Source organism: Enterobacter sp. DC4 (genome assembly GCF_000568095.1).
Classification (GTDB): Bacteria; Pseudomonadota; Gammaproteobacteria; order Enterobacterales; family Enterobacteriaceae; genus Enterobacter; species Enterobacter pseudoroggenkampii.
Genome location: NZ_AZUB01000006.1, coordinates 130723 through 157272 on the forward strand (window position 1 = coordinate 130723; position 26550 = coordinate 157272).

Here is a 26550-nt window from a genome sequence, read left to right on the forward strand (position 1 = left end):
CCCCTAAACGATAAAGTGGATGTGCTTTTTGCCATGGAACGGCGAGATCTCGATTTTGGTTTTAACCCGGAAGACATCCCAGAGCAACGACTCGGATAAGATGTCCTGCGGTGTCCCCGTCGCCACAATTTGTCCTTTCTGCATCACAATCAGCGTGTCGCAGAACATCGAGGCATGGTTGAGATCGTGGATAGCGACAATGCTGGTGACCGGTAATTCGCTGATCAACTGCATCAGCTGCATCTGATGATGAATGTCCAGGTGGTTGGTCGGTTCATCCAGCAGGATTTCAGTCGGGGTCTGGGCCAGCGCGCGGGCAATGTGGACGCGCTGGCGCTCGCCGCCGGAGAGGCTCAGCCAGCCCTGGTCACTTTTATCCAGCATATCCACGCGCTGCAGAGCGGCGGTGACGGTTTCGTCATCGTGGTTGCTCCAGTTGGAAAAGGCGGAGTGGTGTGGAATACGCCCAAGTTTCACCACGTCGCGCACGCGCATATTGGCGTCCGTCATGCCGTGCTGCTCCACGAAGGCGACCCGGCGGGCAAGCTGCTTTTTGGCGATGCGGGAGATGTCCTGCCCGTCCAGGGTAACGCAGCCAGCGTCCGGGCGACGCAGCCCCGCGAGGATCCGTAAAAGAGACGATTTCCCGCAGCCGTTAGGGCCAAGCAGACCTACCGTTTCGCCCCGTGACACCTTCAGCGAGACGTCATTAACGATGACCTTTTTGCCGACCTTCCAGGTAATATTTTCCGCACAGATGCTCATCACTTATTCCTTGAACGGTAGATAATCACGGCAAAGAAGGGGACGCCCACCAGCGCGGTGACCACCCCGACGGGCAGGCTTTGCGGCGCAATCAGCATGCGCGAGGCAATGTCTGCCAGCACCATCAGGATCGCCCCTGCCAGCGCGCTGGCAATCAGCAGCGTGCGGTGCAGCGGCCCGAACAGGAAGCGCATCACGTGCGGCACCACCAGCCCGACAAAGCCGATTGACCCCGCCATGCTGACGATGGTCGCGGTAATCAGCGCGGTAGTGGTAAAGAGCGTCAGGCGCACCCACGGGACGGCAATACCCAAAGAGGCGGCGGCGTCATCACCAAACGTGAAGGCATCCAGCGCCCGGGAATAGTAGAGGCAAACGGCTAATCCAATCAGTACCACGACCAGCGCCAGCTGGAATTCAGGCCAGCGTACGCCGCTGAAGCTGCCCAGCAGCCAGAACATCACGTCGCGCGCCTGCTGGGCGCTGGCGGAGGTGCTGATGGTGTAGGCGGTAATGGCGTTGAAAAGCTGCGAGGCAGCGACCCCTGCCAGAATGGTCCGTTCATTCCCGCCGCGCGCGCCGTTCGTCAGAAACGCGACAAACGCAAACGCGGCGAACGCCCCGGCAAAGGCACCGGCGGAGAGAGACACCGCACCGGTGCCGATCCCCAATACGACGACAGAAACCGCCCCGGTCGACGCGCCCGCGGACACGCCGAGCACGTAGGGTTCCGCCAGAGCGTTCTTCAGCAGGCTCTGCAATACGGCACCGCAGATGGCCAGCCCCGCGCCGCAGCAGGCCGCCACCAGCGCGCGGCTCAGGCGAAAGTCCCAGATGACGCTCTCATAGATGCGAGTGAGCGGAACCTCGGTAAGCCCCATTTTATTGCTGATGGCGTAAAACACGTTATCCAGCGGGATGGACAGCTCGCCGACGCTGACGCTCAGGGCGATCACCAGAAATAGCAGTACCAGGGCGAACAAAGCCGAGGTCGTCAGAACCAGGCTCTGCCGGGCCTGAAGAACGGCGGATGTCATCAGTTCAGCCCCAGTTTTCTGAGCTGTTCGCCGACCTGCTCAGCCCCGTAAATCGTGCGGATCGTCGGGTTCATGGCCTGACCGTCCATCACCACAATATGGCCTTTTTTCACGGCGTCCAGCTGGCTGACCGCCGGATCGCTCTTCAGGAATTTGATTTTCTCTTGTGCGTTATCCAGCGCCCAGCGGTTGCGGTCCAGGCTGGACACCACGATGACATCCGGATTGGCGGCAATAATGCTTTCCCAACCCACGGTCGGCCATTCGGTCTCGGAGGTGATGGCGTTATGCCCGCCCAGCACGTCAGCGATGAACCCTGAGGCGCTGTTTTTACCGCCGACGTAGGCGTCCGCAGAAGGGGATGAGCTGGAGAACCAGAAGACAAACGAGAGATCTTTTTTATTCTTGCTGAATTCCTTACGCAGGTCGGCCTCGCGTTTTTTGAAATCCGCAATGACGGCCTGGCCGCGATCTTCAACGTTGAAAATTTTAGCGAAATCCTCAATCTCTTTATAGAGATAGGTCATATCCCACAGCTTCTGGCGGCTGCCGTACATATCGCCGGCGGCCTTTTTGGTCGCGCACATGCCCGGTGATAAATAGCTGTTCACGCCGACAGTGGCCAGATCTTCACGCTTTGCGACCTTACTCTCCGGCCCAAGCAGCAGAGGAAGCTGGGCAGGAACAAAATCAGGGTTTTGCGAAAGGATGGATTCCAGCGTCGGGATTTCTACCGTCAGGGTTTTGATTTTTGCGTTCTGTTCCGCCAGTTGCGGCAACACTTTAGTAGGCCAGAAGGCGCTGGCCTTCACCTTATCTTCCAGGCCCAGCAGGAGCAAAATTTCGACGGTGTTCTGTCCCAGGGCCACGACGCGTTCCGGCGCTTTGGTGAACGTCTCTTTATAGCCACAGTTTTCAATGGTCAGAGGATATGTGGTTGCCAGAGCAGAACTGACCGACGCAACCGCCAGGCCTAACGCGCAGATGACCTTCTTCATGAAACGCTACCCTTGATTAATATTATTATTGATGCAAATGAAACTCATTATTAAGGCGGAATTTTATACAGAGGAAACGATTTTGTGTCAATGAGGGACCATTGCGCGGGGTAACGAAAGGCGGTGCCAGAAAACACCGCCAGAGTAGGGGCTTAAACCAGGCTCTCTTTCTCAATCCCGAGTCGCTTCATGCGCGACAGCAGGGTAGTGCGTTTTAACCCTAAACGCTGGGCGGCACCTTTTGGCCCGGCGACCACGCCGTTGGTCTCTTTCAGCACGCGCATAATGAGCTGATATTCATCTTCTCCCTCTTTCGCTGTCTCGGCGGCGGGCACGCTCACGTCAGGCAGCGTCACTTCAGGCAGGGAGAGTTGCAGCACATTGCCGCGCGTCAGCAGCACCGCACGTTCGATGACGTTTTCCAGCTCGCGCACGTTGCCGGGCCACTCCATCGATGAAAGGGTACGCAACGTCTCGGCAGGAATGCTGTCGATATTTCGCCCCATCCTGCGCGCGATCTTGGCGGTAAACGCTTTGACCAGCAGGGGGATATCTTCCGGGCGCTCGCGCAGCGGCGGCAGGAAGATAGGGAACACGTTCAGGCGATAGTAAAGGTCGCTGCGAAACTCGCGGTCGGCGACCATTTTTTTTAGATCGCGGTTGGTAGCGGCAATCAGCCGCACGTCAGTCTGGATAAGCTTGTTGCTGCCAAGACGTTCAAACTCCTGCTCCTGCAGGACGCGCAGCAGTTTCGGCTGTAGCTCAAGCGGCATATCGCCCACTTCATCGAGGAACAGCGAGCTTTTGTCCGCCAGCTCAAACCGGCCCAGCCGCTGGCTGCTTGCCCCGGTAAAGGCGCCCCGTTCGTGGCCGAACAGGTCGCTTTCCAGAAGTCCTGCAGGCATCGCGGCGCAGTTCATCTTCACCATCCGACGGCTGTTGCGGTTGCTCAGGTTGTGGATGGCGCGGGCAATCAGCTCTTTACCCGTACCGGTTTCGCCCAGAATCAGTACCGTGCTGTCGCTTTGCGCCACCATCTCAACCTGCTTGAGCACGTTGTACATGGCGTCGCTACGTCCGATGATTTCACCAAACTCGCTGTCCACGTTGTTGAGCTGTTCGGTCAGGGCCAGGTTCTCATCCACCAGCCGCTCCTTCAGACGATGAATTTCCTGATAGGCGAGGGCGTTATCCAGGGCGATGGAAATACGCTCGGCGATCTGACGCAGCAGCTTCAGGTTGGCAGTGGTAAAGACGCCTTCCTCGCACTGCGCCAGCTTAAGCACGCCCAGCATGGTGTTGCCGGACATCAGCGGCAGCAGGCACAGGGTCTGAATTTTGTTGCCCCAGGTGTTAAACAGCATCCGCTCGTACGGCGCGACAGGATCCTGCTCGTTCAGGTTGAGCAGGAGGATCTCTTTGCTTTTGAAGACTCGTTCAGAAAGGGTCCCCGCTTCATCTACTTCGCTCTGCTCGTGTGCCGGGTTGGCTTCATCAAGGTAATGCGTGGAGTAGATGTTCAGCTTGCCCTTGCGATGGCCGCGAAGCGCAATGCTGATGGCATCGATTTTGAAATAGTGATGGATCTCTTTCGAGACTTCGCTCACCAGTTCATCCATGTCGAGCCGTGACAGCACGGCGTTAGTGATGGCGACCAGAATGCGGAAGTTGTCGCGTTCGCGGCTCAGCAGGTCGTAATCCACATTATTGGTGACGCGGCTTTGGATCTGCTCAGCGACGACGGCCACAATCTGGGTAAAGGTGTGCAGGCGTTCGTATTCCGCCTCGCTCCAGGGCTGGCCGGTGGTGCGGATAAACTCGCAGCCGCCAAAAATCTGACCCTCTGCCGCCAGCGGCAACATGCAGTAATGCCCGAAAGGCTGATAGAGGTTACTCTCCGCGAGCCGCGGCCACGCCTGGCGGAACTCCTCAAAGTTGCAGTGCAGCACTTCAGGTCGGGAGAGAATGCGGCGCACCGGGCCATGCGCGAGATACGTTTCGTCTTCATATTCGAACGTTTTGCCATTGTCACGCGTTGAGTAGTAGCTCGCGCGGTGCGTTCCGCTATGCCACAGTACAATCGCGGCGCTGTCGGCCAGCGCCGACTGCCTGACCAGCCGGGTCAGGGCATCGCTCAGCGCGCCGAGATCGGGCTGCTGTAAAAGTGTGCGCGTGATGTCAAACAGGCCCTGCTGTCCAAGATCGCTCATCGGTGTATACGGCATAGTGCTTTCCAGTAAAAACGAGCAAAAAATCCATGCTGACCGCTTTTGGCGCGGTTCTAGCAAATACGGGGTAAAGGTTCCGCGTGCGGCAGATCCAGAGTGCGCTTCACGCCATAAAGCCCGGTCAGGCGCACCCCTTTGCGCTCAACCACTTCACCAATCATTGCCGCCTCTTTTCCTGACGGATGAGCCCGCAGCTGTTCAAGAACGGCTTCCGCTGCCGCGCGTTCAACGCCAATCACCAGTTTGCCTTCGTTTGCGAAGTTAAGCGGGTCCAGCCCCAGCAGTTCGCAAAGCCCGCGAACGGCGGGCTTAACGGGCAGGCTGCGCTCGGTGAGTTCAATCCCGTACCCGCAGCTTGCTGCAAATTCGTGGGCCACGGCATTCACGCCGCCTCGCGTGGCGTCCCGCAGGGCTTTGACGCCGGGTACGGCACGCAGCGTCTGAATCAGCGGGGTGAGCACCGCGCAGTCGCTGCGCAGTTCCCCGTCCAGCCCCAGGCCTTCGCGCAGATTCAGGATGGTCGCCCCGTGACAGCCCAGCGTTCCGGTCACGATCAGCACATCGCCCACGCTAAGCTGCTGCGCGCCCCAGTGAATATCGGCGGGGATCGCCCCCATGCCGGCGGTGTTGATAAACAGCTTGTCGGCCGCGCCGCGCTGCACCACTTTGGTATCGCCTGTAACGATAGCTATCCCCGCCTCGCGCGCGGTCTGCGCCATGCTGTTGACCACTGCCGTGAGCGTCTCCATCGGCAGGCCCTCTTCGAGGATAAACCCGCAGGAGAGGTAGCGCGGAACGGCGCCGCTGACGGCCACGTCGTTGGCCGTGCCGCAGACGGCGAGCTTGCCGATATCGCCACCCGGGAAGAACAGCGGGTCAATGACGTAGCTGTCGGTGGAGAAGGCCAGCCTGTCGCCCTGGGCGGTGAGGGTGGCGAGGTCAATGCGCGCCTGGTCTTCCTGTTCGGCGAGCCAGGGGTTGTTAAAGGCCGACATAAATAGCCGGTTAATCAGCTGCTGCATCGCCTGTCCGCCGCTACCGTGCGCCATTTCAACCGTATTCATGCTTCACTCTCCTGGTTGCGATACTGATACCACGCGGCACACGCGCCTTCGGAGGAGACCATCAGCGCGCCAAACGCCGTTTGCGGGTTGCAGGTATTGCCAAATAACGGGCACTGATGCGGTTTGCATTTGCCGGTGAGCACCTCGCCGCAGCGGGCCCGGGGATCGTCGCAAACCTGCTGCGGCTGCGGGCGGAAATGCGCTTCGGCGTCGAATGTGCGATAGGCTGACGTCAGGCGCACGCCGGATTCGGCAATCAGCCCCAGACCACGCCATTCGCTGTCGCCCTCAACGCTAAACACGTCGGCTATCGCCTGCTGTGCCCGTTCATTTCCCGCATCCGGCACCACGCGCCGGTACTGGTTTTCCACTGCACTCAGGGCCGCTATTTTCTGCTCAACCAGCATGGTGACACCTTGCAGTAGATCAAGTGGTTCGAAACCAGCGACCACTAACGGACGATTGTACTGTTCAGCGATAAAACCGTAGGCGTCTGTGCCAATCACCATGCTGACATGCCCCGGTGCCAGAAAGGCGTCAATGCCGTTTCCCGGCTCTTCCAGCAGGCTGCGCAGGGTGGGGATAAGCGTAATGTGCTGGCAGAAGAAGAAAAAGTTATCGACGCCGCGCGCTTTCGCCTGCTGCAGCGTGATGGCGGTGGCGGGCATGGTGGTTTCAAACCCCAGGCCAAAAAACACCACCTTGCGTGCGGGGTTATCCGCTGCCAGCGTCAGGGCATCCATCGGCGAATAGACGATCCGCACGTCCGCACCGCGCGCTTTTGCCTGCAGCAGCGAGCCGTTTTTCCCCGGCACGCGCATCGCGTCGCCAAAGGTGCAGAAAATGACGTCGGGCTGGCTGGCAATTTCAATACAGCTGTCGATGCGCCCCATCGGCAGAACGCAGACCGGGCAGCCGGGGCCGTGGATAAACTCGATATTCTCCGGCAGCAGCTGGTCGAGGCCAAATTTGAAGATGGCGTGCGTGTGCCCGCCGCACACCTCCATGATCCGCAGCGGTCTTTCTTTCGTGTAGTCCAGCCGCGCTGCGCGCGTTTTCAGGTAGCCGATAAGCTGCAGCACCTGCTCCGGCGCGCGGTATTCATCAACGTAACGCATGATTACCGCTCCTCGCCGTACAGCAGCGCGCCCACGTCCGGCTCCACGTCAAACATGTTCTGTAACGCATCCAGCGTGTCGCGGGCTTCCGCTTCGTTAATTACGCTCATGGCGAACCCCACGTGCACCAGCACCCACTGGCCGAGACGCGATGCGCCCGTTTCATCTGTGTTGCCCACCAGGGTCAGGTCGACATCGCGCAGGATGCCGCAGACCTCGACTTTGGCCTGATTACCGTCGATGGCGTGAATTTGTCCAGGGACGCCTATGCACATCGCTCGTTCTCCAGCCACTGTAGCCAACTGTCCATGCCGTCACCGCGCGTGGCGGAGACCAGCAGGATCTCAATCTCCGGATTCACTTCACGGGCATACGCCAGGCACTTATCCACGTCGAAATTCAGGTACGGCAGCAGGTCGACTTTGTTCAGCAGCATGACGGACGCGGCGGCAAACATATGCGGGTACTTCAGCGGTTTGTCTTCGCCTTCGGTCACCGAAAGCACCGCCACCTTGTGCCGTTCGCCCAGGTCGAAGCTCGCCGGGCAGACCAGGTTGCCGACGTTTTCAATAAACAGAATGCCGTCATCCGCCAGCGGCAGACGCGGGGCGGCGTCGGCAATCATCTGCGCATCCAGGTGGCAGCCTTTGCCGGTATTAACCTGGATTGCCGGGGTGCCGGTTTCGCGAATACGCGCCGCGTCGTTAACGGTTTGCTGGTCGCCTTCAATCACCGCGCAGGAGACGCGCCCGTTCAGGCGCTTGAGCGTTTCCGTTAACAGCGTGGTTTTGCCGGCCCCGGGGCTGGAGACCAGATTCAGCACCAGCTGTTTGCGGGTGGCAAAGCGGGCGCGGTTGCGGGCGGCGATCTGATTATTTTTGTCCAGCACGTTGATTTCCACCTCCAGCATCTGGCGCTGGCTCATGCCCGGCGCGTGGGTGCCCGCCTCCCCGTGGCCGTAGTGCAGATCGCCCACAGCGGAGCGTTGCGGGGCGAAGGTGATACCGGTCAGTGCCGCAGAAGGTCGTGGGGCAGGAGAAAAGGGCGCGGAGCGAAACGCGGAATGGGGGCGATGTTCATCCCCTTCTATATACAGGTTGCCTTCGGCGCAACCGCAGGTACTACACATACTTTACTCCTTCTCGATTTCGAGACGTTGGATCTGCATGCCGTCATCCGCCACGATGCGCAGCCCGGTGCTCTGACACTGCGGACAGCGCTGAACCTTTGATGACAGCAGGGTGACGTACTGCTGGCACTGCTCGCACCAGCACTCCGCCTGCTGCTCTTCAATATGCAGTTCGCAGCCTTCCGCCAGCGTGCCGCGGCACACCAGTTCAAAACAGAAATTCAGGGCGCTGGTCTCGACGCAGGAAAACGCCCCGACCTTCAGCCAGACGCCGGTAACGCGTTTCGCGTGGTTTTGCACTGCCTGCTGCTCGATAAGTTCCAGAGCCCGCTGGCAGAGGGTGATTTCGTGCATGACGCCTCCTCAGTGAATTGCGCCATTGAATGCAATAACGGTGCCAGCTTGATTTTTGTTAAGGCGTGACGATGTCAACGCTGTCGAAATGACACGTCGACACCGCGGCGTTGACAGCGGTTTTGCAATTAAATCCATTAAAAATCATATGGATAAAAACTGGCATGGAATCTGCTTAACAGCCGCTATCTCCATTAAACGGATACCTTCTATGACTATTTGGGAAATCAGCGAAAAAGCGGATTACATCGCGCAGCGTCATCAGCAGCTGCAGGACCAGTGGCACCTTTACTGCAACTCGCTGGTTCAGGGCATTACCCTCTCGAAAGCGCGTCTTCACCACGCGATGAGCTGCGCGGCACAGGGGGATATGCGCTTTGTCCTGTTCGGCCATTTCACGATCAACGTGACCCTGGCAGATAACTTCAACAGCCACACCATTGAGTACCACCTCGAGACAAAAGACGGCGAAAAACAGTGTATTGCGAAGGCGCAGCTGATGGCTGACGGCATGGTGGACGGCCACGTCAGCAACCGCGATCGCCAGCAGGTGCTGGAGCACTATCTGGAAAAAATCGCGCCGGTCTATAACGGCCTGTACGCCGCCGTTGAACGCGATCTCCCGGTCAACCTGAAGCAGCTGATGGACGGAAATGCCTCAGCGAACGTGGCCTGACCCTTGCGTGTCGAGAAGTGTCGACAAGACAGTTTTTCGTCAAAAATGACTATCACCAGAGGATGACCCGGTGAACCGTTTTGTAATTGCCGACTCGACGGTCTGTATTGGCTGTCGAACCTGTGAGGCGGCGTGTTCGGAAACGCATCGCCTGCATGGGCTGCAGTCCATGCCGCGCCTGCACGTCATGCGTAATGAAAAAGAGTCTGCCCCGCAGCTATGCCATCACTGTGAAGATGCTCCCTGCGCGGGTGTCTGCCCAGTGAATGCCATCACCCGTGTTGATGGCGCTGTCCAGCTGAACGAAAGCCTGTGCGTAAGCTGCAAGCTGTGCGGCATCGCCTGCCCGTTTGGCGCGATTGAATTTTCCGGCAGCCGTCCGCTGCACATTCCGGCGAACGCTAACTCGCCAAAAGTCCCGCCTGCGCCACCGGCTCCGGCACGCGTAAGCACGCTGCTGGACTGGGTGCCCGGCATCCGCGCCGTGGCGGTGAAGTGCGACCTGTGCAGCTTCGATGAGCAGGGTCCGGCCTGCGTGCGCACCTGCCCGACTAAGGCATTGATTCTGGTTAACATTCGCGACATCGCCCGTACCAGCAAGCGTAAACGCGAGCTGACCATCAACAGTGATTTTGGCGACCTTTCTTTGCTACAGGCGCTTAACGAGGGGGCGAAATGAACGCGGCAATGATGATTACCAGCGCGGTAGCCTGTTTTACTGCCGCCGCTGTTCTGGCGCTGATCTTCTCATTCCATAAAACCCTGAGCGGCGCAATCGCCGGGATTGGCGGGGCGGTAGCTAGCCTGATGACGCTGGCGGCAGGCGGCGTTGTCCTGCTCGGCGGCCAGTCCGCAGAAACCGTGATGCCGCTGATTCGGCACACCGTTGAGATCACGCCCCTGAACGCCATCTGGCTGGTGACGTTTGGTCTGTGCGGGCTGTTTATCAGCCTGTTCAATATCGACTGGCACCGCCACCCGCACGCTAAAGCCAACGGCCTGCTGGTCAATCTGCTGATGGCGACGGCGGTCTGTACCGTTATCGCCAGCAACCTCGGCGCGCTGGTGGTGATGGCGGAAATCATGGCGCTGTGCGGCGTGTTCCTGACGGGCTGCAGCGCCTCCGGCAAGCTGTGGTTTGCGCTGGGACGCCTGGGGACGCTGCTGCTGGCGCTGGCCTGCTGGCTGGTGTGGCAACGCTTTGGCACGCTGGATTTCTCTGCGCTCAACGGGCATCCGCTGGGGAATGACGTCTGGCTGCTGGGTGTTATCGGCTTTGGCCTGCTCGCTGGCATCATCCCGCTGCACGGCTGGGTGCCGCAGGCGCATGCGAATGCCTCCGCGCCCGCCGCCGCGCTGTTTTCGGTGGTGGTGGTGAAAGTGGGTCTGTTCGGAATTTTGGCGATTACGCTGACCGGCGGACAACCGCCGCTGTGGTGGGGCGTTGTGCTGCTGATCGCCGGAATGATTACCGCGTTCGTCGGCGGCCTGTACGCGCTGATGGAGCACAATATCCAGCGTCTTCTGGCGTACCACACGCTTGAAAATATCGGCATCATCCTGCTCGGTATTGGCGCGGGCGTAACCGGGCTGGCGCTCAATCATCCGGCGCTAATCGCGGCCGGTTTTATCGGCGGTCTTTATCACCTCGTTAACCACAGCCTGTTTAAAAGCACCCTGTTCCTCGGCGCGGGAAGCGTCTGGTTTCGCACCGGCCATCGCGACATTGAAAAGCTGGGCGGGATTGGCAAAAAGATGCCGGTAATTTCACTGGCGATGCTGGTCGGGCTGATGGCGATGGCCGCGCTGCCGCCGCTGAACGGCTTTGCCGGGGAGTGGGTGATCTATCAGTCCTTCTTCGCGCTCGGTCAGAGCGATCTCTTTATCGCGCGTTTGCTCGGCCCGCTGCTGGCGGTCGGGCTGGCAATTACCGGGGCGCTGGCGGTGATGTGCATGGCGAAAGTCTACGGCGTGACCTTCCTCGGCGCGCCGCGCACCCGCGAAGCTGAAAATGCCTGCTGCGCACCGTTGATGATGGGGGTGAGCGTAGTCGCGCTGGCGCTGTGCTGCATCGCGGGCGGCGTCGCCGCACCGTGGCTGTTGCCGCTGCTGGGCAACGCCATTCCGCTGCCGCTGACCGTGGCGAATACCACCGTCTCTCAGCCTATGATCGCGCTGCTGCTGATTGGCGCACCGCTGCTGCCGCTCGTCCTGATGCTGTTCTTCAAACGCGACAGGCTCACCTCCCGCGCTCGCGGTGCGGCGTGGGCCTGCGGCTACGAACACGAACAGTCGATGGTTATCACCGCCCACGGTTTCGCCATGCCGGTGAAGGAGAACTTCGCCGCCGTGCTGAAGCTGCGCCACTGGTTGAATCCGGTGGCCTGGGTACCCGGCTGGCAGAGCGCCGCCGCGCCCGCGCTGTTCCGCCGTCTGGCGGTCATCGAGCTGGCGGTGCTGGTGGTCATTGTGATTTCACGAGGAGCCTGACATGAGTCTGTTACTGGCAATTCTTCAGGCGCTGGTGCTGTTCGCCGCCGCGCCGCTGCTGTCGGGCATCACGCGCGTGGCGCGCGCCCGGATGCACAACCGTCGCGGGCCTGGGGTGCTTCAGGAGTACCGCGATCTCTTCAAACTGCTTTCTCGTCAGAGCGTGGCGCCGGATGCCGCAGGCTGGGTCTTCCGCCTGACGCCGTTCGTGATGGTGGGCGTCATGCTGACCATCGCCACCGCGCTGCCGGTGGTGACGGTGGGATCGCCGCTGCCGGCGCTCGGGGATCTGATTACGCTTATCTACCTCTTTGCCATCGCCCGTTTCTTCTTTGCGATTGCGGGCCTCGACACCGGAAGCCCGTTTACCGGCATCGGCGCCAGCCGCGAGGCGATGCTCGGCGTGCTGGTTGAGCCGATCCTGCTGCTGGGGCTGTGGGTCGCCGCGCAGGTGGCGGGTTCCACCCACATCAGCTTTATCACCCACACCGTTTACCACTGGCCGGTGGCGCGCTCAATCCCGCTGGTGCTGGCGCTGTGCGCCTGCGCGTTCGCCACGTTTATTGAGATGGGCAAACTGCCGTTCGATCTGGCGGAAGCCGAGCAGGAGCTGCAGGAAGGGCCGCTTACCGAGTACAGCGGCTACGGCTTCGCGGTGCTGAAGTGGGGCATCAGCCTCAAACAGCTGGTGGTGCTGCAGATGTTTGTCGGCGTCTTCTTCCCGTGGGGGCAGATGACGCACTTCTCCGCGGGCGGTCTGCTGCTGGCCGTCGTGGTTGCCGTCCTCAAGCTGCTGGTCGGCGTGCTGGTGATTGCCCTGTTTGAAAACAGTATGGCGCGCCTGCGTTTTGTCGAAACGTCACGCATCACCTGGGCCGGTTTTGGTTTTGCATTTTTAGCGTTCGTCTCCTTGCTGGTGGCGTGATTAAAGAGAGTATTTATGTCTGAAGAAAAGAAAGGTCAGCAGTATCTCGCCGCATTGCATCAGGCTTTCCCCGGCGTGGTGCTGGAGGAGTCCTGGCAAACCAAAGACCAGGTAACCGTCACCGTAAAGGTGAATTATCTGCCGGAAGTGGTGGAGTTTCTCTACTACCGGCAGGGCGGCTGGCTGTCGGTACTGTTCGGCAACGACGAGCGCCAGCTGTGCGGCAGCTATGCGGTGTACTACGTGATGTCGATGGAGCAGGGCGAAAAGTGCTGGCTCACCGTGCGCGTCGAGGTCGATCCGAATAAGCCGGAATACCCGTCCGTCACGCCGCGCGTGCCTGCCGCCGTCTGGGGCGAGCGCGAAGTGCGCGACATGTACGGCCTGGTGCCGGTCGGCCTGCCGGACGAGCGCCGCCTGGTGCTACCGGACGACTGGCCGGACGAGCTCTATCCGCTGCGCAAAGATAGCATGGACTACCGCCAGCGCCCGGCGCCGACTACCGACAGCGAAACCTACGAATTCATCAACGAGCTGGGCAGCAAGAAAAACAACGTGGTGCCGATCGGCCCGCTGCACGTCACCTCTGACGAGCCGGGCCACTTCCGCCTGTTCGTCGACGGCGAAAACATCATCGACGCCGACTACCGCCTGTTCTATGTTCACCGCGGCATGGAAAAGCTGGCGGAAACCCGCATGGGCTACAACGAAGTGACCTTCCTCTCTGACCGCGTGTGCGGCATCTGCGGCTTCGCCCACAGCACCGCCTACTCCACTTCGGTGGAGAACGGCATGGGGATCGTGGTGCCGGAGCGCGCGCAGATGATCCGCGCCATTCTGCTGGAGGTGGAGCGCCTGCACTCGCACCTGCTGAACCTTGGCCTGGCCTGCCACTTTGTCGGCTTTGACTCCGGGTTTATGCAGTTCTTCCGCGTGCGAGAGGCGTCGATGAAGATGGCGGAGATCCTCACCGGGGCGCGTAAAACCTACGGCCTGAACCTGATCGGCGGGATCCGCCGCGACCTGTTGAAGGACGACATGATCCAGACCCGTCAGCTGGCGCAGCAGATGCGCCGCGACGTGCAGGAGCTGGTGGACATGCTGCTCAGCACGCCAAACATCGAGCAGCGCACCGTCGGCATTGGCCGCCTTGACCCGGAAATTGCCCGCGACTTCAGCAACGTCGGCCCGATGGTGCGCGCCAGCGGCCACGCCCGCGATACCCGCGCCGATCACCCGTTCGTCGGCTACGGCCTGCTGCCGATGACCGTGCACAGCGAGCAGGGCTGCGACGTCATCTCGCGGCTCAAGGTGCGTATCAACGAGGTGTTCACCGCCCTGAACATGATCGACTTTGGTCTGGACAACCTGCCGGGCGGCCCACTGATGGTGGAGGGCTTCACCTACATCCCGAACCGCTTTGCCCTTGGCTTTGCCGAAGCGCCGCGCGGGGACGATATCCACTGGAGCATGACCGGCGACAACCAGAAGCTCTACCGCTGGCGTTGCCGCGCGGCCACCTACGCCAACTGGCCAACCCTGCGCTACATGCTGCGCGGTAACACCGTCTCTGACGCGCCGCTGATCATCGGCAGCCTCGACCCGTGCTACTCCTGCACCGACCGCATGACCGTCGTGGACGTGCGCAAGAAGAAAAGCCAGGTGGTGCCGTACAAAGAGCTTGAGCGCTACAGCATCGAGCGTAAAAACTCGCCGCTGAAATAAGGACTCGCCATGTTTACCTTTATCAAAAAAGTGATCAAAACGGGCACGCAGACCAGCAGCTATCCGCTGGAGCCGATGCCGGTGGATAAAAACTTTCGCGGCAAGCCGGAACACAACCCGCAGCAGTGCATCGGCTGCGCGGCCTGCGTCAACGCCTGTCCGTCGAACGCCTTAACGGTGGAAACGGATCTCAAAACCGGCGAGCTGGCCTGGCAGTTCAACCTCGGGCGCTGCATCTTCTGCGGCCGCTGCGAAGAGGTGTGCCCGACGGTCGCCATTCGTCTGTCGCAGGAGTACGAGCTGGCGGTATGGAAGAAAGAAGACTTCCTGCAGCAGTCGCGCTTTGACCTGTGCCACTGCCGCGTCTGTCAGCGCCGGTTCGCCGTGCAGAAAGAGATCGACTACGCCATCGCGCTGCTGCAGCACAACGGCGACGCCCGCGCGGAGCATCACCGTGAAACCTTTGAAACCTGCCCGGCGTGCAAGCGTCAGAAGTGCCTCCTGCCGTCCGACCGTATTGATATCACCCGCCATATGAGAGAGGCCAGCTGATGGAAAACCTACTGGGCCCGCGCGACGCTAACGGCATTCCGGTGCCGATGACGGTGGACGAATCCATCGCCAGCATGAAGGCGTCGCTGTTGAAAAAAATCAAACGCTCGGCCTACGTCTACCGCGTGGACTGCGGGGGCTGCAACGGCTGCGAGATTGAGATCTTCGCTACGCTGTCGCCGCTGTTTGACGCGGAGCGCTTCGGCATCAAAGTGGTGCCGTCCCCGCGTCATGCGGACATCCTGCTGTTCACCGGGGCCGTCACCCGCGCAATGCGCTCGCCCGCGCTGCGCGCCTGGCAGTCCGCCCCTGATCCGAAAATCTGCATCTCGTACGGCGCCTGCGGCAACAGCGGCGGCATCTTCCATGACCTCTACTGCGTCTGGGGCGGCACCGACAAAATCGTGCCGGTGGACGTCTACATTCCGGGCTGCCCGCCGACGCCTGCCGCCACGCTGTACGGCTTTGCCATGGCGCTTGGCCTGCTGGAGCAAAAAATCCACGCGCGCGAGCCGGGCGAGTTGGACAACCAGCCAGCGGCCATTCTGCACCCGGATATGGTGCAGCCGCTGCGGGTGAAGGTGGATCGCACGGCGCGCAGGCTGGCGGGCTACCGTTACGGCCGTCAGATTGCCGACGACTATCTGCGCCTGCTGAGCCAGGGCGAGCATCAGGTGGCGCGCTGGCTGGAGGCGGAAAACGATCCGCGCCTCAATGAGATCGTGGCGAACCTGAACAGCATCGTCGAAGAGGCGCGTATCCGATGAGTGAAACGGTGGTGTTCAGCCAGCTGAGCCGTAAGTTTATTGATGAGAACGATGCCACGCCGGATGCGGCGCAGCAGGTGGTCTATTACAGCCTGGCGATTGGGCATCACCTCGGGGTGATCGACTGCCTGGAGGCGGCGCTGAGCTGTCCGTGGTCCGAGTATCTGGCGTGGATCGCCACGCTGGAGGAGGGCAGTACGGCGCGGCGCAAGATGGAAGGCGTGCCGAAGTACGGCGAGATCGTGATCGATGCGAACCACATTGCGATGCTCGCCAACGCCTTTGACGCGGCGCTCGGTAGGCAAACCCCGGAGCAGCAGGCGTGGAGCAAAACGCTGCTTAGCATGCTGCACGATATTCATCAGGAGAGCGCCATCTACCTGATGGTGAGGAGATTACGTGACTGACGTTTTACTGTGTGTCGGCAACAGCATGATGGGTGACGACGGCGCGGGCCCGCTGCTGGCAGAGATGTGCGCCGCAAACCCGCAGGGCAACTGGGTGGTGATTGACGGCGGCAGCGCGCCGGAAAACGACGTGGTCGCCATTCGCGAACTGCGCCCGGACAGGCTGTTAATCGTCGATGCCACCGATATGGGGCTCAACCCCGGCGAGATCCGCCTGATTGACCCGGACGACATCGCCGAGATGTTTATGATTACTACCCACAATATGCCGCTGAACTACCTGGTCGATCAGATTAAAGACGACGTGGGCGAGGTGCTGTTTTTGGGCATTCAGCCGGACATTGTCGGGTTTTATTACCCGATGACGCCGCCGGTGAAAGCGGCGGTGGAGGTGGTGTATTCGCGGCTTGCGGGATGGGTTGGGGACGGGGATTTCTCCCGGCTCTGAGCAGTGCCGGGTGGCGGCTTCGCCTTACCCGGCCTACCAAACCCATCTCCCTCTCCCTGTGGGAGAGGGCTGGGGTGAGGGCAACAGGCTATTCGAGATCCGCCCCGTTACTCGCAATCACCTTCTTATACCACCAGAACGATTTCTTGCGTTTGCGCTCCAGCGTGCCGTTTCCGGCGTCATCGCGGTCAACGTAGACAAACCCGTAGCGCTTGCTCATCTCCCCGGTTGAGGCCGAGACAAGGTCAATACAGCCCCAGGTGGTGTAGCCCATCAGCGGCACGCCGTCCTCAATCGCGTCGCCCATCGCGCGGATATGCTCGCGCAGATAGCTGATGCGGTAGTCGTCGTTAATCTCGCCGTTTTCATCAACGACATCTTTCGCTCCCAGGCCGTTTTCCACCAGGAACAGCGGCTTCTGGTAGCGGTCGTACATCATGTTCATGGTGATGCGCAGGCCGAGCGGGTCGATGCCCCAGCCCCATTCGCTCACCTGAATGTGCGGGTTGCGCAGAGATTTGACGATGTTCGCCGCATTGGTATTGTTCGCGTTCATATCCGCCGAGGCGCAGCGCGAGGCGTAATAGCTGAACGAGACAAAGTCGACGGTGTTTTTCAGAAGTAGATCATCACCCGGGTCTTTCACAATCACCACGCCTTTCTCGCGGAACACGCGGGCAGAATAGGCCGGATAGCTGCCCCGCGCCTGCACGTCGATAAAGAACAGGTTCTCGCGATCTTTCTCCAGCGCCATCCACACGTCTTCCGGCTTGCAGGAGTACGGATAGAAATTTCCGCCCGCCAGCATGCAGCCGACCTGGTTTTCCGGGTTCACCTCGTGAGCAATTTTAGTCGCCAGCGCGCTCGCCACCAGCTCGTGGTGCGCGGCCTGGTACTTCACCTGATCTTCGTTTTCACCTTCCTCAAACACCAGCCCCGCCCCGGAGAACGGGCTGTGCAGCATGATGTTGATTTCGTTGAAGGTCAGCCAGTATTTCACCAGCCCGTTAAATTCCTCAAAGCAGGTGCGGGCATAGCGGGCAAAGAAATCGACCATCTTACGGTTGCGCCACGAGCCGTACTCCGTCACCAGGTGCATCGGCACGTCGAAGTGGCAGAGCGTCACCAGCGGCTCAATGTTGTACTTTTTGCACTCCTCGAACACCGCGCGGTAGAAGGCAATACCCTCTTTGTTCGGCAGCGGCTCGTCGCCGTTCGGGTAGAGGCGGCTCCAGGCAATCGAGGTGCGGAACACCGTAAAGCCCATCTCCGCCATCAGGGCGATGTCCTCTTTATAGCGATGGTAAAAATCAATCGCCTCGTGGCTCGGGTAGAACTCGTCGTCACGCAGCGAGAAACGCTTTTCCTTACCGAGTTTCACCGCCAGGCGATTCGCGCCGTGGGGGATCATATCGACCGTCGTCAGCCCTTTGCCGCCCTCACGGTAAGCGCCTTCACTCTGGTTGGCGGCAAGCGCGCCGCCCCATAAAAATCCTTGTGGAAAAACAGACATTCTTACCTCGCTTTCAATTTATGCTTTTGCTGCGTTGTTCTGTACCGGTGCGGTCTGCAGGGCGCGCGCTTTTTCGGCGTCGTCTTCGACCGGAATATCCTCAAAGCCCAGTATCAGGGTCAGAACAAACGACAGCACCACTGCCAGACCCATTACGCCAAACACCCAGACGATGGTCATCGGGTTCGCCGGGTCGAAGAACTGTACGCTGGTAAACAGCCCCGGTGCCGCCATCGAGTGGCTGGCGAGACCGGCCATGCCCGCCACCGCGCCGCAGATAAAGCCGCTGATCAGGCTCGCAATCAGCGGACGTTTCAGACGCACCGCCACGCCGTACAGGGCCGGTTCAAAGATCCCCGCCATAATAGCGGAGGCCGCCGCCGCCAGTGCCGTCTGGCGCAACTCCGGGTTTTTGGTTTTCCACGCCACCGCCAGTGACGAGCCGCCGAGCGACAGGTTAGCGCCGATTTCCGACGGCATGACCATCCCTTCTTTGCCCGTTTCGGCAATGGTCTGAATGATGGTTGGCGTAAACACGCGGTGCATCCCGGTCATGACCAGCAGCGGCCACAGCGCGCCCATGATGGCCACGGAGAGCCAGCCCAGATAGCCGTGAATGGTGTAAACCAGCGCGGAGATGGCGCTACCGATCCAGATCCCCAGCGGCCCAATCAGCACGATGGCGAGCGGGGCGGCAATCAGCACGATCAGCATCGGCTTGAGGAAGTTTTTGGTTACCGCCGGGGTGATGCGATCCACCCAGCGCTCGATGTATGACAGGCACCAGGTCATCACCAGCGCCGGGATGACGGTGTAGGTGTATTTCACCGCCGTCACCGGGATAAAGGCGAACTCGACGTGCTCGCCCTGCGCGGCTTTCGCCATCAGCTCGATAAAGCTCGGGTGCACCAGCACGCCCGCAATGGCGATGGCCAGCGACATGTTGGTTTTGAACTTCACCGCCGCCGAGGCCGCCACCATCAGCGGCAGGAAGAAGAACGCGCCGTCGCCGATGACGGTCAGAATAGTGAGCGTCGGCGCGCCTTTGGGCAGCACGCCGGTCATCTCAAGGATCATCGCCAGCAGCTTGACCATTGAGCCGCCGATGATCGCCGGGATCAGCGGGGACATGGTGCCGATCAGCGCGTCGAGGATCCCGGCGCCAATGCGGCGCAGGGTCAGCTTTTGCGGGCCTTCCGGTACGGCAGGCTGCAGGCTGGTTGGCAGCAGGCTCACCACTTCTCGATACGCCTGTGAAACGGTATTGCCAATAATCACCTGGCACTGGTTGTCGGTGCGCACCACGCCGAGCACGCCGCTGATGCTTTTCAGGCGCGCGGTGTCGGTAAGGCTTTCGTCTTTCAGAACGAAACGAAGTCGCGTCATGCAGTGGGTGACGGCGACGATATTCTCTTTGCCACCCAGCGCGCTGACAACGTCGTTCGCCAGCGCAGCGTAATTTTTGGCCATCGGATGTGATCCTGTTATCGTTGTATGAAATGTAGGAAACCGGTTCCACATAATCATCATGAGTTTCTTTGGATGAAACAAGATCGCTTTTTGACCATTTTTTTATTTCGTGACGCCGATCACCAGCAGGAACCCAAAGCGTGATTTCACCGCTGCGACAATTTTTCTGCAGTGCAGTACACTGCGCTCCATCAGATGCAGACGGAATAACAACATGACCACGATGCTTGAAGTGGCGAAGCGGGCAGGCGTTTCGAAAGCCACGGTGTCCCGGGTGCTGTCGGGCAATGGCTATGTCAGCCAGGAGACCAAAGACAGGGTGTTTCAGGCCATTGAAGAGAGCGGCTATCGCCCAAATTTGCTGGCGCGCAACCTGGCGACCAAACGTACCCAGACGCTGGGCCTGGTGGTGACGAACACTCTTTATCACGGCGTCTACTTTAGCGAGCTGCTGTTTCACGCCGCGCGCATGACGGAAGAGAAAGGGCGGCAGCTGATCCTCGCGGACGGCAAGCACAGCGCGGATGAAGAGCGCGAGGCGATCCAGTATTTGCTCGATATGCGCTGCGACGCGGTGATCATCTATCCGCGTTTTCTGAGCGTGGAAGAGATGGATGAGATCGTCGAGAAGTGCGAGCAGCCCATTATGGTGCTCAACCGCCGCCTGCGGAAAAACAGCAGCCACAGCGTGTGGTCCGATCATAAAGCCTCCAGCCAGGACGCGGTGTCACAGCTGATTGCGAAAGGGCATCGGGAGATCGCCTTTATCACCGGCTCGCTGGATTCTCCCACCGGGGTTGAGCGTCTCTCCGGCTATAAGGACGCGCTGGCGCAGCACGGTATTCCGCTGCGCGAGGGGCTGATTGCGCAGGGGAAGTGGAACCCCGCCAGCGGCGCGGCGGCGGTGTCCGAACTGCTTGCTCGCGGTGAACGCTTTACGGCGCTGGTGGCGAGTAATGACGACATGGCAATTGGCGCCATGAAGCAGCTGCACGACAGCGGCGTAGCCGCACCGGACGCGGTGTCGGTGATCGGTTTTGACGACGTGGCCATCGCGCCTTACATTGTGCCGTCGCTTTCCAGCGTACGCATCCCGGTAACGGAGATGATCAAAGAGACCATCAGCCGCCTGATCTTCATGCTCGACGGCGGCGAGTTTAAATATCAGCAAATTTTCTCCGGCGAGCTTGTCCTGCGCGACTCGGTTATTGACGGCCCGCACCGCTGATGTCGACAGCTGTCATCGTCATAAGTGACGATGACAGCACCGCTTTAATTTTCAAAATCAATTAAAATCAATAGGTTAATTATTGGCACGGTTTATGAATATCTCCGGGCATAACTGTAATGCTGGAGAAGCAGATGAACCGTTTTATTATGGCCGATGCCAGTAAGTGTATTGGTTGCCGTACCTGTGAAGTGGCGTGCGTGGTTTCCCATCAGGCGGAGCAGGACTGCGCGTCGCTTACCCCTGACACGTTTTTGCCGCGCATCCACGTCATCAAAGGCGTGAATATTTCCACCGCCGCCATCTGTCGCCAGTGCGAAGACGCACCGTGCGCGAACGTCTGCCCGAACGGGGCGATTAAACGCGAGAAAGGCTTTGTGCACGTGATGCAGGAGCGCTGCATTGGCTGCAAAACCTGCGTGGTCGCCTGCCCGTATGGCGCGATGGAGGTGGTGGTCCGTCCGGTAGTGCGCAACAGCGGTATGGGGCTGAGCGTGCGTGCGGACAAAGCCGAAGCCAACAAATGTGACCTGTGCTACCACCGCGACGCCGGCCCGGCCTGTATGGAAGCCTGCCCGACGCACGCGCTGGTCTGCGTGGATCGCGACAAGCTTGAACAGATGAGCGCCGAAAAGCGCCGCCGCGCGGCGTTCGACACCTCGTCATCGCTGCTGTTCTGAACCGTATGAGCAGCAACGGCGTTCAGCTGCGCGTGCGCGGCAAAGTGCAGGGCGTCGGGTTTCGTCCCTTCGTCTGGCAGCTGGCGCAGGCGCTTCAGTTGACCGGTGACGTCTGCAATGACGGAGAGGGCGTGCTGGTGCGCCTCGCGGGTAATGGGGGGGCCTTTACCGCGAGGCTGCATCAGGACTGCCCGCCGCTGGCACGCATTGACCGCGTGGAAGCGCAGCCGTTTACCTGGGCGCACGTACCGGAGGACTTTACCATCCGCCACAGCGCGGCCGGGACAATGGACACCCAGATTGTGCCGGATGCCGCCACCTGTCCGGCGTGTCTGGCTGAGATGTGCGACCCACTCGAACGCCGTTATCGCTATCCGTTTATCAACTGCACCCACTGCGGGCCGCGGTTTACCATTATCCGCGCCATGCCCTACGACCGCCCGGCCACGGCAATGGCGCCGTTCCCGCTCTGTGGGCCGTGTGAAGCCGAGTACCGCAATCCTGCCGACCGCCGTTTTCACGCCCAGCCGGTCGCCTGCCCGGACTGCGGGCCCGCGCTTATGTGGCGTGCGGGCGACATGACTGCTGAGCGCGAGGCTGCGCTGCGCGCAGCGGTGGCGATGCTGAAAAGCGGCGGTATTGTCGCCGTCAAAGGGCTGGGGGGCTTTCACCTCGTCTGTGACGCGCGTAACCCGGAGGCGGTCGCGACGCTTCGGTCACGCAAGCAGCGGCCCGCGAAGCCGCTGGCGGTGATGATCCCGCATGCGGATGACCTGCCGGAGACGGTTCAGACGCTGCTACGCTCACCCGCCGCACCCATTGTGCTCACGCCAAAAGCCTGGCTGCCCGCGTTCCCGGAAGGTATCGCGCCCGGTCTGGATTCCGTGGGCATCATGCTTCCTGCGAACCCGCTGCAGCATTTGCTGATGATGGACTGCCAGCGACCGCTGGTGATGACCTCCGGCAACCTTAGCGGCAGGCCGCCTGCCATCACCAACCGGCAGGTGCTGGATGAGCTCAGCGGCATCGTGGACGGCTTCCTGCTACACAATCGCGATATTCTTCAACGAATGGACGATTCGGTGGTGGATCGGGACGGCGCGATGCTGCGCCGGGCGCGCGGTTTTGTGCCCGATGCCATCACGTTGCCTGCGGGATTCGAGAATATTCCCGCCATGTTCTGCACCGGGGCGGAGATGAAAAACACCTTCTGCCTGGTGCGTGGCAACCAGGCGGTGCTGAGCCAGCATTTTGGCGATCTCGGTGACGAGGGTGTCGAAGCGCAGTGGCGCGGCGCGCTCTCGACGATGCAGGACATCTACGCCTTCGAGCCGGAGCGCGTGGTGTGCGACGCCCATCCGGGGTACCGTGCGCGCCAGTGGGCGCAGGCGCAGGGGCTGCCCGTTGAAACCGTGCTGCATCATCACGCTCACGCGGCGGCGTGCCTGGCCGAAAACGGCTGGCCGCGCGATGGCGGAGACGTTATCGCCCTGACGCTGGACGGGATCGGCATGGGTGAAAACGGCGCGCTGTGGGGCGGGGAGTGCCTGCGTGTCAACTATCTCGAGTGCGCGCATTTAGGTGGCCTGCCTGCCGTTGCGCTGCCGGGGGGCGATCTGGCGGCGCGGCAGCCGTGGCGCAACCTGCTCGCCCAGTGTCTGGCGTTTGTCCCTGACTGGCAGCAGTACCCGGAAACGCGCGCGGTACAGCGTCAGAACTGGCCGCTGCTGGTGAAGGCTATCCAGCGCGGCGTCAACGCGCCGCGGGCGTCGTCGTGCGGTCGCCTGTTTGATGCCGTCGCCTGCGCGCTGGGTATCGAAACCCAATCCTGGGAAGGTGAAGCGGCCTGCAGGCTGGAAGCGCTGGCGGCACAGTGCAACGGCGTCGAACACCCGGTTACGCTGTCGGTGGAAGACTTCGCGCTTTTCTGGCAGCAGTGGCTGAGCTGGCAGGCAGAGCCCTGCGAGCGCGCGTGGGCGTTTCACGACGCGCTGGCAAAAGGGCTGGCGGAGCTCGCTGCGTTCCATGCCCGGCGCTTATCGCTGTCGACAATCTGTCTCAGCGGCGGTGTGTTGCACAACCGTCTGCTGCGCGCGCGCCTGCGTCATTACCTTTCTGACTTTACGCTTCTTTTTCCTTCGCGCCTGCCCGCAGGTGACGGAGCGATCTCCTTCGGGCAGGCGGTGGTCGCCGCTGCCCGGTCATGTTTACAAAGGACTAAAAATGTTACGACTGTTACGCAATGAACCTCGCGCCGCGCTCCTGCTGCTGGCTCTGGTAATGGCAAACCTGCTGGCCTGGGGATGGGCATGGCACACCTTTAGCGGCAGCACGGCGCTGATGGCGGCAAGTCTGCTGGCGTGGTGCTACGGGCTGCGTCACGCGGTGGACGCTGACCATATTGCCGCCATTGATACCGTGACGCGTAAGCTGATGCAGCAGGGCTCGCGCCCGTCCGGCGTGGGGGCGTGGTTCTCGCTGGGGCACTCCACCATCGTGGTGCTGGCCTCCATTGCCATCGCTGCTACCGCCACGGCGTTTCAGAAAAACATGGAATGGTTCCACGAAACTGGCAGCCTGATTGGTACCGCCGTTTCCGCGACCTTCCTGCTGGCGATGGCGCTGGTGAATATGGTGATCCTGCGCGGCGTCTGGCGCAGTTTTCAGGCGCTGAAACACGGCAGGCCTGTGCAGGGCGACATCACGCTCCCTGCCCAGGGCGGCGTCATGAACTGGCTGTTTGGCAAAACCTTTCGTCTGGTGAATAAAAGCTGGCAGATGTACCTGGTCGGTTTCCTGTTTGGCCTCGGCTTTGACACGGCCACCGAGATTGGCGTGCTGGGGATCTCTGCCGCCAGCGCCTCCAGCGGGATGTCGGTGTGGTCAATCATGATCTTCCCGGCGCTCTTCGCCAGCGGCATGGCGCTGGTGGATACCCTCGATAACCTGCTGATGGTCGGTGCCTACGGCTGGGCGTTTAACAAGCCGCAGCGCAAGCTCTATTACAACATGACCATCACCGGCACCTCCGTGGTGGTGGCGCTGTTTATCGGCGGGCTGGAAGCGCTGGGTCTGCTGATGGATAAATTTGCCCTCAGCGGCGGCGTCTGGGATCTGATTGGCGCGGTAAACGACAACCTGGGCAACGCCGGGTTTGTGGTGGTCGGGCTGTTCGTTGCCTGCTGGCTGATCTCCATGGTCAACTACCGCTGGCGCGGCTACGACGCGCTGGTGGTGCGATCCTGAGCAGGGGGTAGCCAGGCGCGGGTAAAATCAAGCCAGCCGCTGGCGGTCAGCACAATGTCCTGCACGTTTTCCAGGGTGTTAAGACGGTAGCGGTAGTGGAAAAGCGGCGTACAGGCGCCGCTTTCCAGCAAGGAATGAAAGAAGGAGGGCAGGTGATTATTCAGGATCTCCTCACTTTCACAATAACCCATCAGTTTCTGCTTCTCTTCTTGCCAGATGTCCTCGCCTAAGGCCGTGGCCCACGCAGGCTCATCAAAAAACCACTCCACCAGGGCAAAGCCTGGCAGTTCACCCGCCAGATAGTCACCCAACAAAAGATCGGCCTGATCCAGCGCGTTATGACCATGCCACTCTTCGCGATCTTTCCATTTCACCGTCACGTTGCAGCTGTGCTTTTTCAGGCGCGCGCGCAGAATATCGGCCAGTTCGCACAGTTCAGGTGTGTGATAGCAAACCAGCGAAAGCGTGGCGGGAAGCATCGTTTCCGAAGCCTGCGGGTATTGCGGTGGTGTCAGGCCTGGCAGTATTTCCGTTTGGGTTTCTAAATCATCCCGATGGAGAAACTGTTGATGAGTAATGCTCTGAATTTCCTGACGTAGCCAGGCCGCAAGCGGCTCGGGTAACCTGGCGTTTACCATTAGCCAGGCGAATCCGCCGCTGGTGGACGTTACCGCTGCCTGCGCATTTTGTCCTTTCCCGACGGTGATCCACGCTGGCTTTTGCGCCTCCGTACGGGTTCGCCAGAACTCTATCGCATGCAGTAGCGGATGGGCAGCAAAATACCAGGGCTGGCGCTCCAGGCGCAGGTAGTGAGAATGGTGGTGCGCAATGGCAAAGGGCCCGGCACCGATGTCCGGTTGCTGTGGATGTGGCAGGCGGCATACGTGGTGCGCGAGACGATGCGCCAGCATCGCATCGGGTATGGTCAGCTGTATCTCCAGACACCAGGGGGCAATAAGCAACGCCTTGCAGACGTGAGTCAGACCTGCATTGCGTGCCGGATCGGCCAATACCTGTTGCAGCGCAATGAGGATATCTTCATCGCTGATAGCTTGCCCATTGTGCCAGTGCGCACCGCTGCGCAGGTAAAAACGCCAGCGGCGTTTGTCTTCGTTGAATTCCCAGTGATGGGCTAGATCAGGTACTGGATGCAGCTGACCGGGCATGTAGCGCGTTAATCCCGCGTGTACGGCGCAGATAATGTGCTGCTCAGCGCGACGACGCTGAAGCGCCGGATGAAGCGACGTCAGTGGACGATACCAGGGAATGCGCAGGGTTGGCTGGTGCTTAAGCCACTTTCCGCCTAAAAAGGGTGTGATGATGTGATGCAGGCTGGCTGGATCGCCATCAGCCAGCTGCAGCGCGCTCTGGTAATCCCCCTTCTCCAGGCAGGCGTGCATCAGAGGGGCGCTGAGTTCGCTGGTGGTTGTCAGGCAGTGCAAGATGGCGCGATGTCCCCGTCCCGGCTGAGCATTCCAGCTTAACCATCCGCTCTGCGCCAGCTGGCGCAACAGGGTACGTGCATGACGTTCACTGCACAGCGCCACCTCGGCGACTTCAGCAATAGTCGTCGGCTTTGGCTCTGCGCCATAGTGTTGATAAAGCCGTTGATACTGACGGATTTTCTGAAGCTGGCGCATGTCGACGTACCCAGGATAAAAGGTGGATGGTGAGAGTGTAGGTTTTTTTGCGGAATAATTAAGGTCTGGATTGATAAAGTGTTCCGGTTT

Annotated in this window: 25 protein-coding genes; 13 read left to right on the forward strand and 12 right to left on the reverse strand. The window is 60.4% G+C overall.

What is annotated here, in order from left to right; genetic code table 11:
* Nucleotides 1-3: 3 nt before the first annotated feature.
* From P349_RS06755 to hypA, 9 genes are all read right to left on the reverse strand, one after another.
* Nucleotides 4-765 carry an ABC transporter ATP-binding protein gene (locus P349_RS06755; RefSeq protein WP_032648065.1) on the reverse strand — a complete coding sequence of 254 codons (762 nt, stop codon included), beginning with the start codon at nucleotides 763-765 and terminating at the stop codon, nucleotides 4-6.
* On the reverse strand, nucleotides 765-1802 hold the full coding sequence (locus P349_RS06750) for a FecCD family ABC transporter permease (RefSeq protein ID WP_032648063.1): 1038 nt from the start codon (nucleotides 1800-1802) through the stop codon (nucleotides 765-767). The genes P349_RS06755 and P349_RS06750 overlap by 1 nt, the downstream gene beginning before the upstream one ends.
* Nucleotides 1802-2800, reverse strand: a complete 999-nt coding sequence (locus tag P349_RS06745) for an ABC transporter substrate-binding protein (RefSeq protein ID WP_032648061.1) — start codon at nucleotides 2798-2800, stop codon at nucleotides 1802-1804. Before P349_RS06745 ends, P349_RS06750 begins: the two co-directional genes overlap by 1 nt.
* Nucleotides 2801-2952: 152 nt before the next feature.
* Complete coding sequence (gene flhA, locus P349_RS06740; protein WP_032648059.1) at nucleotides 2953-5025, reverse strand: formate hydrogenlyase transcriptional activator FlhA; 2073 nt, start codon at nucleotides 5023-5025, stop codon at nucleotides 2953-2955.
* A 56-nt stretch (nucleotides 5026-5081) separates the two neighbouring features.
* The gene (gene hypE, locus P349_RS06735) at nucleotides 5082-6092 is read right to left on the reverse strand and encodes a hydrogenase expression/formation protein HypE (protein ID WP_032648057.1); all 1011 of its coding nucleotides are present in this window, start codon (nucleotides 6090-6092) and stop codon (nucleotides 5082-5084) included.
* Nucleotides 6089-7210, reverse strand: a complete 1122-nt coding sequence (gene hypD, locus P349_RS06730; protein ID WP_032648055.1) for a hydrogenase formation protein HypD — start codon at nucleotides 7208-7210, stop codon at nucleotides 6089-6091. Before hypD ends, hypE begins: the two co-directional genes overlap by 4 nt.
* A 2-nt stretch (nucleotides 7211-7212) precedes the next feature.
* Nucleotides 7213-7485, reverse strand: a complete 273-nt coding sequence (locus tag P349_RS06725) for a HypC/HybG/HupF family hydrogenase formation chaperone (protein WP_032648053.1) — start codon at nucleotides 7483-7485, stop codon at nucleotides 7213-7215.
* Complete coding sequence (gene hypB, locus P349_RS06720) at nucleotides 7476-8339, reverse strand: hydrogenase nickel incorporation protein HypB (protein WP_032648051.1); 864 nt, start codon at nucleotides 8337-8339, stop codon at nucleotides 7476-7478. Before hypB ends, P349_RS06725 begins: the two co-directional genes overlap by 10 nt.
* A gap of 3 nt (nucleotides 8340-8342) precedes the next feature.
* Complete coding sequence (hypA, locus tag P349_RS06715; protein ID WP_029739533.1) at nucleotides 8343-8693, reverse strand: hydrogenase maturation nickel metallochaperone HypA; 351 nt, start codon at nucleotides 8691-8693, stop codon at nucleotides 8343-8345.
* 211 nt (nucleotides 8694-8904) lie between these two features.
* On the opposite strand from hypA, the gene hycA reads away from it, so the two are divergent.
* The 9 genes from hycA (at nucleotide 8905) to hycI (ending at nucleotide 16683) form a co-directional block, all read left to right on the forward strand.
* On the forward strand, nucleotides 8905-9369 hold the full coding sequence (gene hycA, locus P349_RS06710) for a formate hydrogenlyase regulator HycA (protein ID WP_032648183.1): 465 nt from the start codon (nucleotides 8905-8907) through the stop codon (nucleotides 9367-9369).
* A gap of 70 nt (nucleotides 9370-9439) precedes the next feature.
* Nucleotides 9440-10048 carry a 4Fe-4S dicluster domain-containing protein gene (locus P349_RS06705; protein WP_032648049.1) on the forward strand — a complete coding sequence of 203 codons (609 nt, stop codon included), beginning with the start codon at nucleotides 9440-9442 and terminating at the stop codon, nucleotides 10046-10048.
* Nucleotides 10045-11859: a formate hydrogenlyase subunit 3 gene (gene hycC / locus P349_RS06700; protein WP_032648048.1), complete on the forward strand. Its 1815-nt coding sequence runs from the start codon at nucleotides 10045-10047 to the stop codon at nucleotides 11857-11859. The genes P349_RS06705 and hycC overlap by 4 nt, the downstream gene beginning before the upstream one ends.
* A 1-nt stretch (nucleotide 11860) precedes the next feature.
* Nucleotides 11861-12784 (forward strand): respiratory chain complex I subunit 1 family protein, encoded by a 924-nt coding sequence (locus P349_RS06695; RefSeq protein ID WP_032648046.1) that lies wholly within the window; start codon nucleotides 11861-11863, stop codon nucleotides 12782-12784.
* A 15-nt stretch (nucleotides 12785-12799) separates the two neighbouring features.
* Nucleotides 12800-14509, forward strand: a complete 1710-nt coding sequence (gene hycE, locus P349_RS06690; protein ID WP_032648044.1) for a formate hydrogenlyase subunit HycE — start codon at nucleotides 12800-12802, stop codon at nucleotides 14507-14509.
* Nucleotides 14510-14518: 9 nt separating this feature from the next.
* On the forward strand, nucleotides 14519-15061 hold the full coding sequence (locus P349_RS06685; protein ID WP_032648042.1) for a formate hydrogenlyase complex iron-sulfur subunit: 543 nt from the start codon (nucleotides 14519-14521) through the stop codon (nucleotides 15059-15061).
* Nucleotides 15061-15828, forward strand: coding sequence for a formate hydrogenlyase subunit HycG (hycG, locus tag P349_RS06680; RefSeq protein ID WP_032648040.1), 768 nt, complete (start codon nucleotides 15061-15063; stop codon nucleotides 15826-15828). The genes P349_RS06685 and hycG overlap by 1 nt, the downstream gene beginning before the upstream one ends.
* Nucleotides 15825-16235 (forward strand): formate hydrogenlyase maturation HycH family protein, encoded by a 411-nt coding sequence (locus tag P349_RS06675; protein WP_032648039.1) that lies wholly within the window; start codon nucleotides 15825-15827, stop codon nucleotides 16233-16235. The genes hycG and P349_RS06675 overlap by 4 nt, the downstream gene beginning before the upstream one ends.
* Nucleotides 16228-16683 (forward strand): hydrogenase maturation peptidase HycI, encoded by a 456-nt coding sequence (hycI, locus tag P349_RS06670; RefSeq protein ID WP_032648037.1) that lies wholly within the window; start codon nucleotides 16228-16230, stop codon nucleotides 16681-16683. The genes P349_RS06675 and hycI overlap by 8 nt, the downstream gene beginning before the upstream one ends.
* An 88-nt stretch (nucleotides 16684-16771) precedes the next feature.
* On the opposite strand, the gene P349_RS06665 is transcribed toward hycI, so the two are convergent.
* The gene (locus P349_RS06665) at nucleotides 16772-18196 is read right to left on the reverse strand and encodes a 6-phospho-beta-glucosidase (RefSeq protein ID WP_032648036.1); all 1425 of its coding nucleotides are present in this window, start codon (nucleotides 18194-18196) and stop codon (nucleotides 16772-16774) included.
* Between the two features lie 18 nt (nucleotides 18197-18214).
* Nucleotides 18215-19666 carry a PTS cellobiose/arbutin/salicin transporter subunit IIBC gene (gene ascF / locus P349_RS06660; protein WP_032648034.1) on the reverse strand — a complete coding sequence of 484 codons (1452 nt, stop codon included), beginning with the start codon at nucleotides 19664-19666 and terminating at the stop codon, nucleotides 18215-18217.
* A 214-nt stretch (nucleotides 19667-19880) separates the two neighbouring features.
* Here ascF and P349_RS06655 point away from each other — a divergent pair, with 214 nt between their 5' ends.
* The 4 genes from P349_RS06655 (at nucleotide 19881) to P349_RS06640 (ending at nucleotide 24820) form a co-directional block, all read left to right on the forward strand.
* Nucleotides 19881-20894 (forward strand): LacI family DNA-binding transcriptional regulator, encoded by a 1014-nt coding sequence (locus tag P349_RS06655; protein ID WP_032648032.1) that lies wholly within the window; start codon nucleotides 19881-19883, stop codon nucleotides 20892-20894.
* Nucleotides 20895-21028: 134 nt separating this feature from the next.
* Nucleotides 21029-21574 carry an electron transport protein HydN gene (gene hydN / locus P349_RS06650; protein WP_029739520.1) on the forward strand — a complete coding sequence of 182 codons (546 nt, stop codon included), beginning with the start codon at nucleotides 21029-21031 and terminating at the stop codon, nucleotides 21572-21574.
* A 5-nt stretch (nucleotides 21575-21579) separates the two neighbouring features.
* Nucleotides 21580-23820: a carbamoyltransferase HypF gene (hypF, locus tag P349_RS06645; RefSeq protein ID WP_032648031.1), complete on the forward strand. Its 2241-nt coding sequence runs from the start codon at nucleotides 21580-21582 to the stop codon at nucleotides 23818-23820.
* Complete coding sequence (locus P349_RS06640) at nucleotides 23798-24820, forward strand: HoxN/HupN/NixA family nickel/cobalt transporter (protein ID WP_032648029.1); 1023 nt, start codon at nucleotides 23798-23800, stop codon at nucleotides 24818-24820. Before hypF ends, P349_RS06640 begins: the two co-directional genes overlap by 23 nt.
* On the opposite strand, the gene P349_RS06635 is transcribed toward P349_RS06640, so the two are convergent.
* Entirely contained in the window at nucleotides 24793-26460 is a 1668-nt protein-coding gene (locus tag P349_RS06635; RefSeq protein WP_032648027.1) for an SgrR family transcriptional regulator, read from the reverse strand. The genes P349_RS06640 and P349_RS06635 overlap by 28 nt on opposite strands.
* Nucleotides 26461-26550: the final 90 nt, after the last annotated feature.

Coding starts and splice junctions, on each gene's coding strand:
- P349_RS06755 (WP_032648065.1), bottom strand. CDS start 765: ATGAGCATCTGTGCGGAAAATATTACCTGGAAGGTCGGCAAAAAGGTC.
- P349_RS06750 (WP_032648063.1), bottom strand. CDS start 1,802: ATGACATCCGCCGTTCTTCAGGCCCGGCAGAGCCTGGTTCTGACGACC.
- P349_RS06745 (WP_032648061.1), bottom strand. CDS start 2,800: ATGAAGAAGGTCATCTGCGCGTTAGGCCTGGCGGTTGCGTCGGTCAGT.
- flhA (WP_032648059.1), bottom strand. CDS start 5,025: ATGCCGTATACACCGATGAGCGATCTTGGACAGCAGGGCCTGTTTGAC.
- hypE (WP_032648057.1), bottom strand. CDS start 6,092: ATGAATACGGTTGAAATGGCGCACGGTAGCGGCGGACAGGCGATGCAG.
- hypD (WP_032648055.1), bottom strand. CDS start 7,210: ATGCGTTACGTTGATGAATACCGCGCGCCGGAGCAGGTGCTGCAGCTT.
- P349_RS06725 (WP_032648053.1), bottom strand. CDS start 7,485: ATGTGCATAGGCGTCCCTGGACAAATTCACGCCATCGACGGTAATCAG.
- hypB (WP_032648051.1), bottom strand. CDS start 8,339: ATGTGTAGTACCTGCGGTTGCGCCGAAGGCAACCTGTATATAGAAGGG.
- hypA (WP_029739533.1), bottom strand. CDS start 8,693: ATGCACGAAATCACCCTCTGCCAGCGGGCTCTGGAACTTATCGAGCAG.
- hycA (WP_032648183.1), top strand. CDS start 8,905: ATGACTATTTGGGAAATCAGCGAAAAAGCGGATTACATCGCGCAGCGT.
- hycC (WP_032648048.1), top strand. CDS start 10,045: ATGAACGCGGCAATGATGATTACCAGCGCGGTAGCCTGTTTTACTGCC.
- P349_RS06695 (WP_032648046.1), top strand. CDS start 11,861: ATGAGTCTGTTACTGGCAATTCTTCAGGCGCTGGTGCTGTTCGCCGCC.
- hycE (WP_032648044.1), top strand. CDS start 12,800: ATGTCTGAAGAAAAGAAAGGTCAGCAGTATCTCGCCGCATTGCATCAG.
- P349_RS06685 (WP_032648042.1), top strand. CDS start 14,519: ATGTTTACCTTTATCAAAAAAGTGATCAAAACGGGCACGCAGACCAGC.
- hycG (WP_032648040.1), top strand. CDS start 15,061: ATGGAAAACCTACTGGGCCCGCGCGACGCTAACGGCATTCCGGTGCCG.
- P349_RS06675 (WP_032648039.1), top strand. CDS start 15,825: ATGAGTGAAACGGTGGTGTTCAGCCAGCTGAGCCGTAAGTTTATTGAT.
- P349_RS06665 (WP_032648036.1), bottom strand. CDS start 18,196: ATGTCTGTTTTTCCACAAGGATTTTTATGGGGCGGCGCGCTTGCCGCC.
- ascF (WP_032648034.1), bottom strand. CDS start 19,666: ATGGCCAAAAATTACGCTGCGCTGGCGAACGACGTTGTCAGCGCGCTG.
- P349_RS06655 (WP_032648032.1), top strand. CDS start 19,881: ATGACCACGATGCTTGAAGTGGCGAAGCGGGCAGGCGTTTCGAAAGCC.
- hydN (WP_029739520.1), top strand. CDS start 21,029: ATGAACCGTTTTATTATGGCCGATGCCAGTAAGTGTATTGGTTGCCGT.
- hypF (WP_032648031.1), top strand. CDS start 21,580: ATGAGCAGCAACGGCGTTCAGCTGCGCGTGCGCGGCAAAGTGCAGGGC.
- P349_RS06640 (WP_032648029.1), top strand. CDS start 23,798: ATGTTACGACTGTTACGCAATGAACCTCGCGCCGCGCTCCTGCTGCTG.
- P349_RS06635 (WP_032648027.1), bottom strand. CDS start 26,460: ATGCGCCAGCTTCAGAAAATCCGTCAGTATCAACGGCTTTATCAACAC.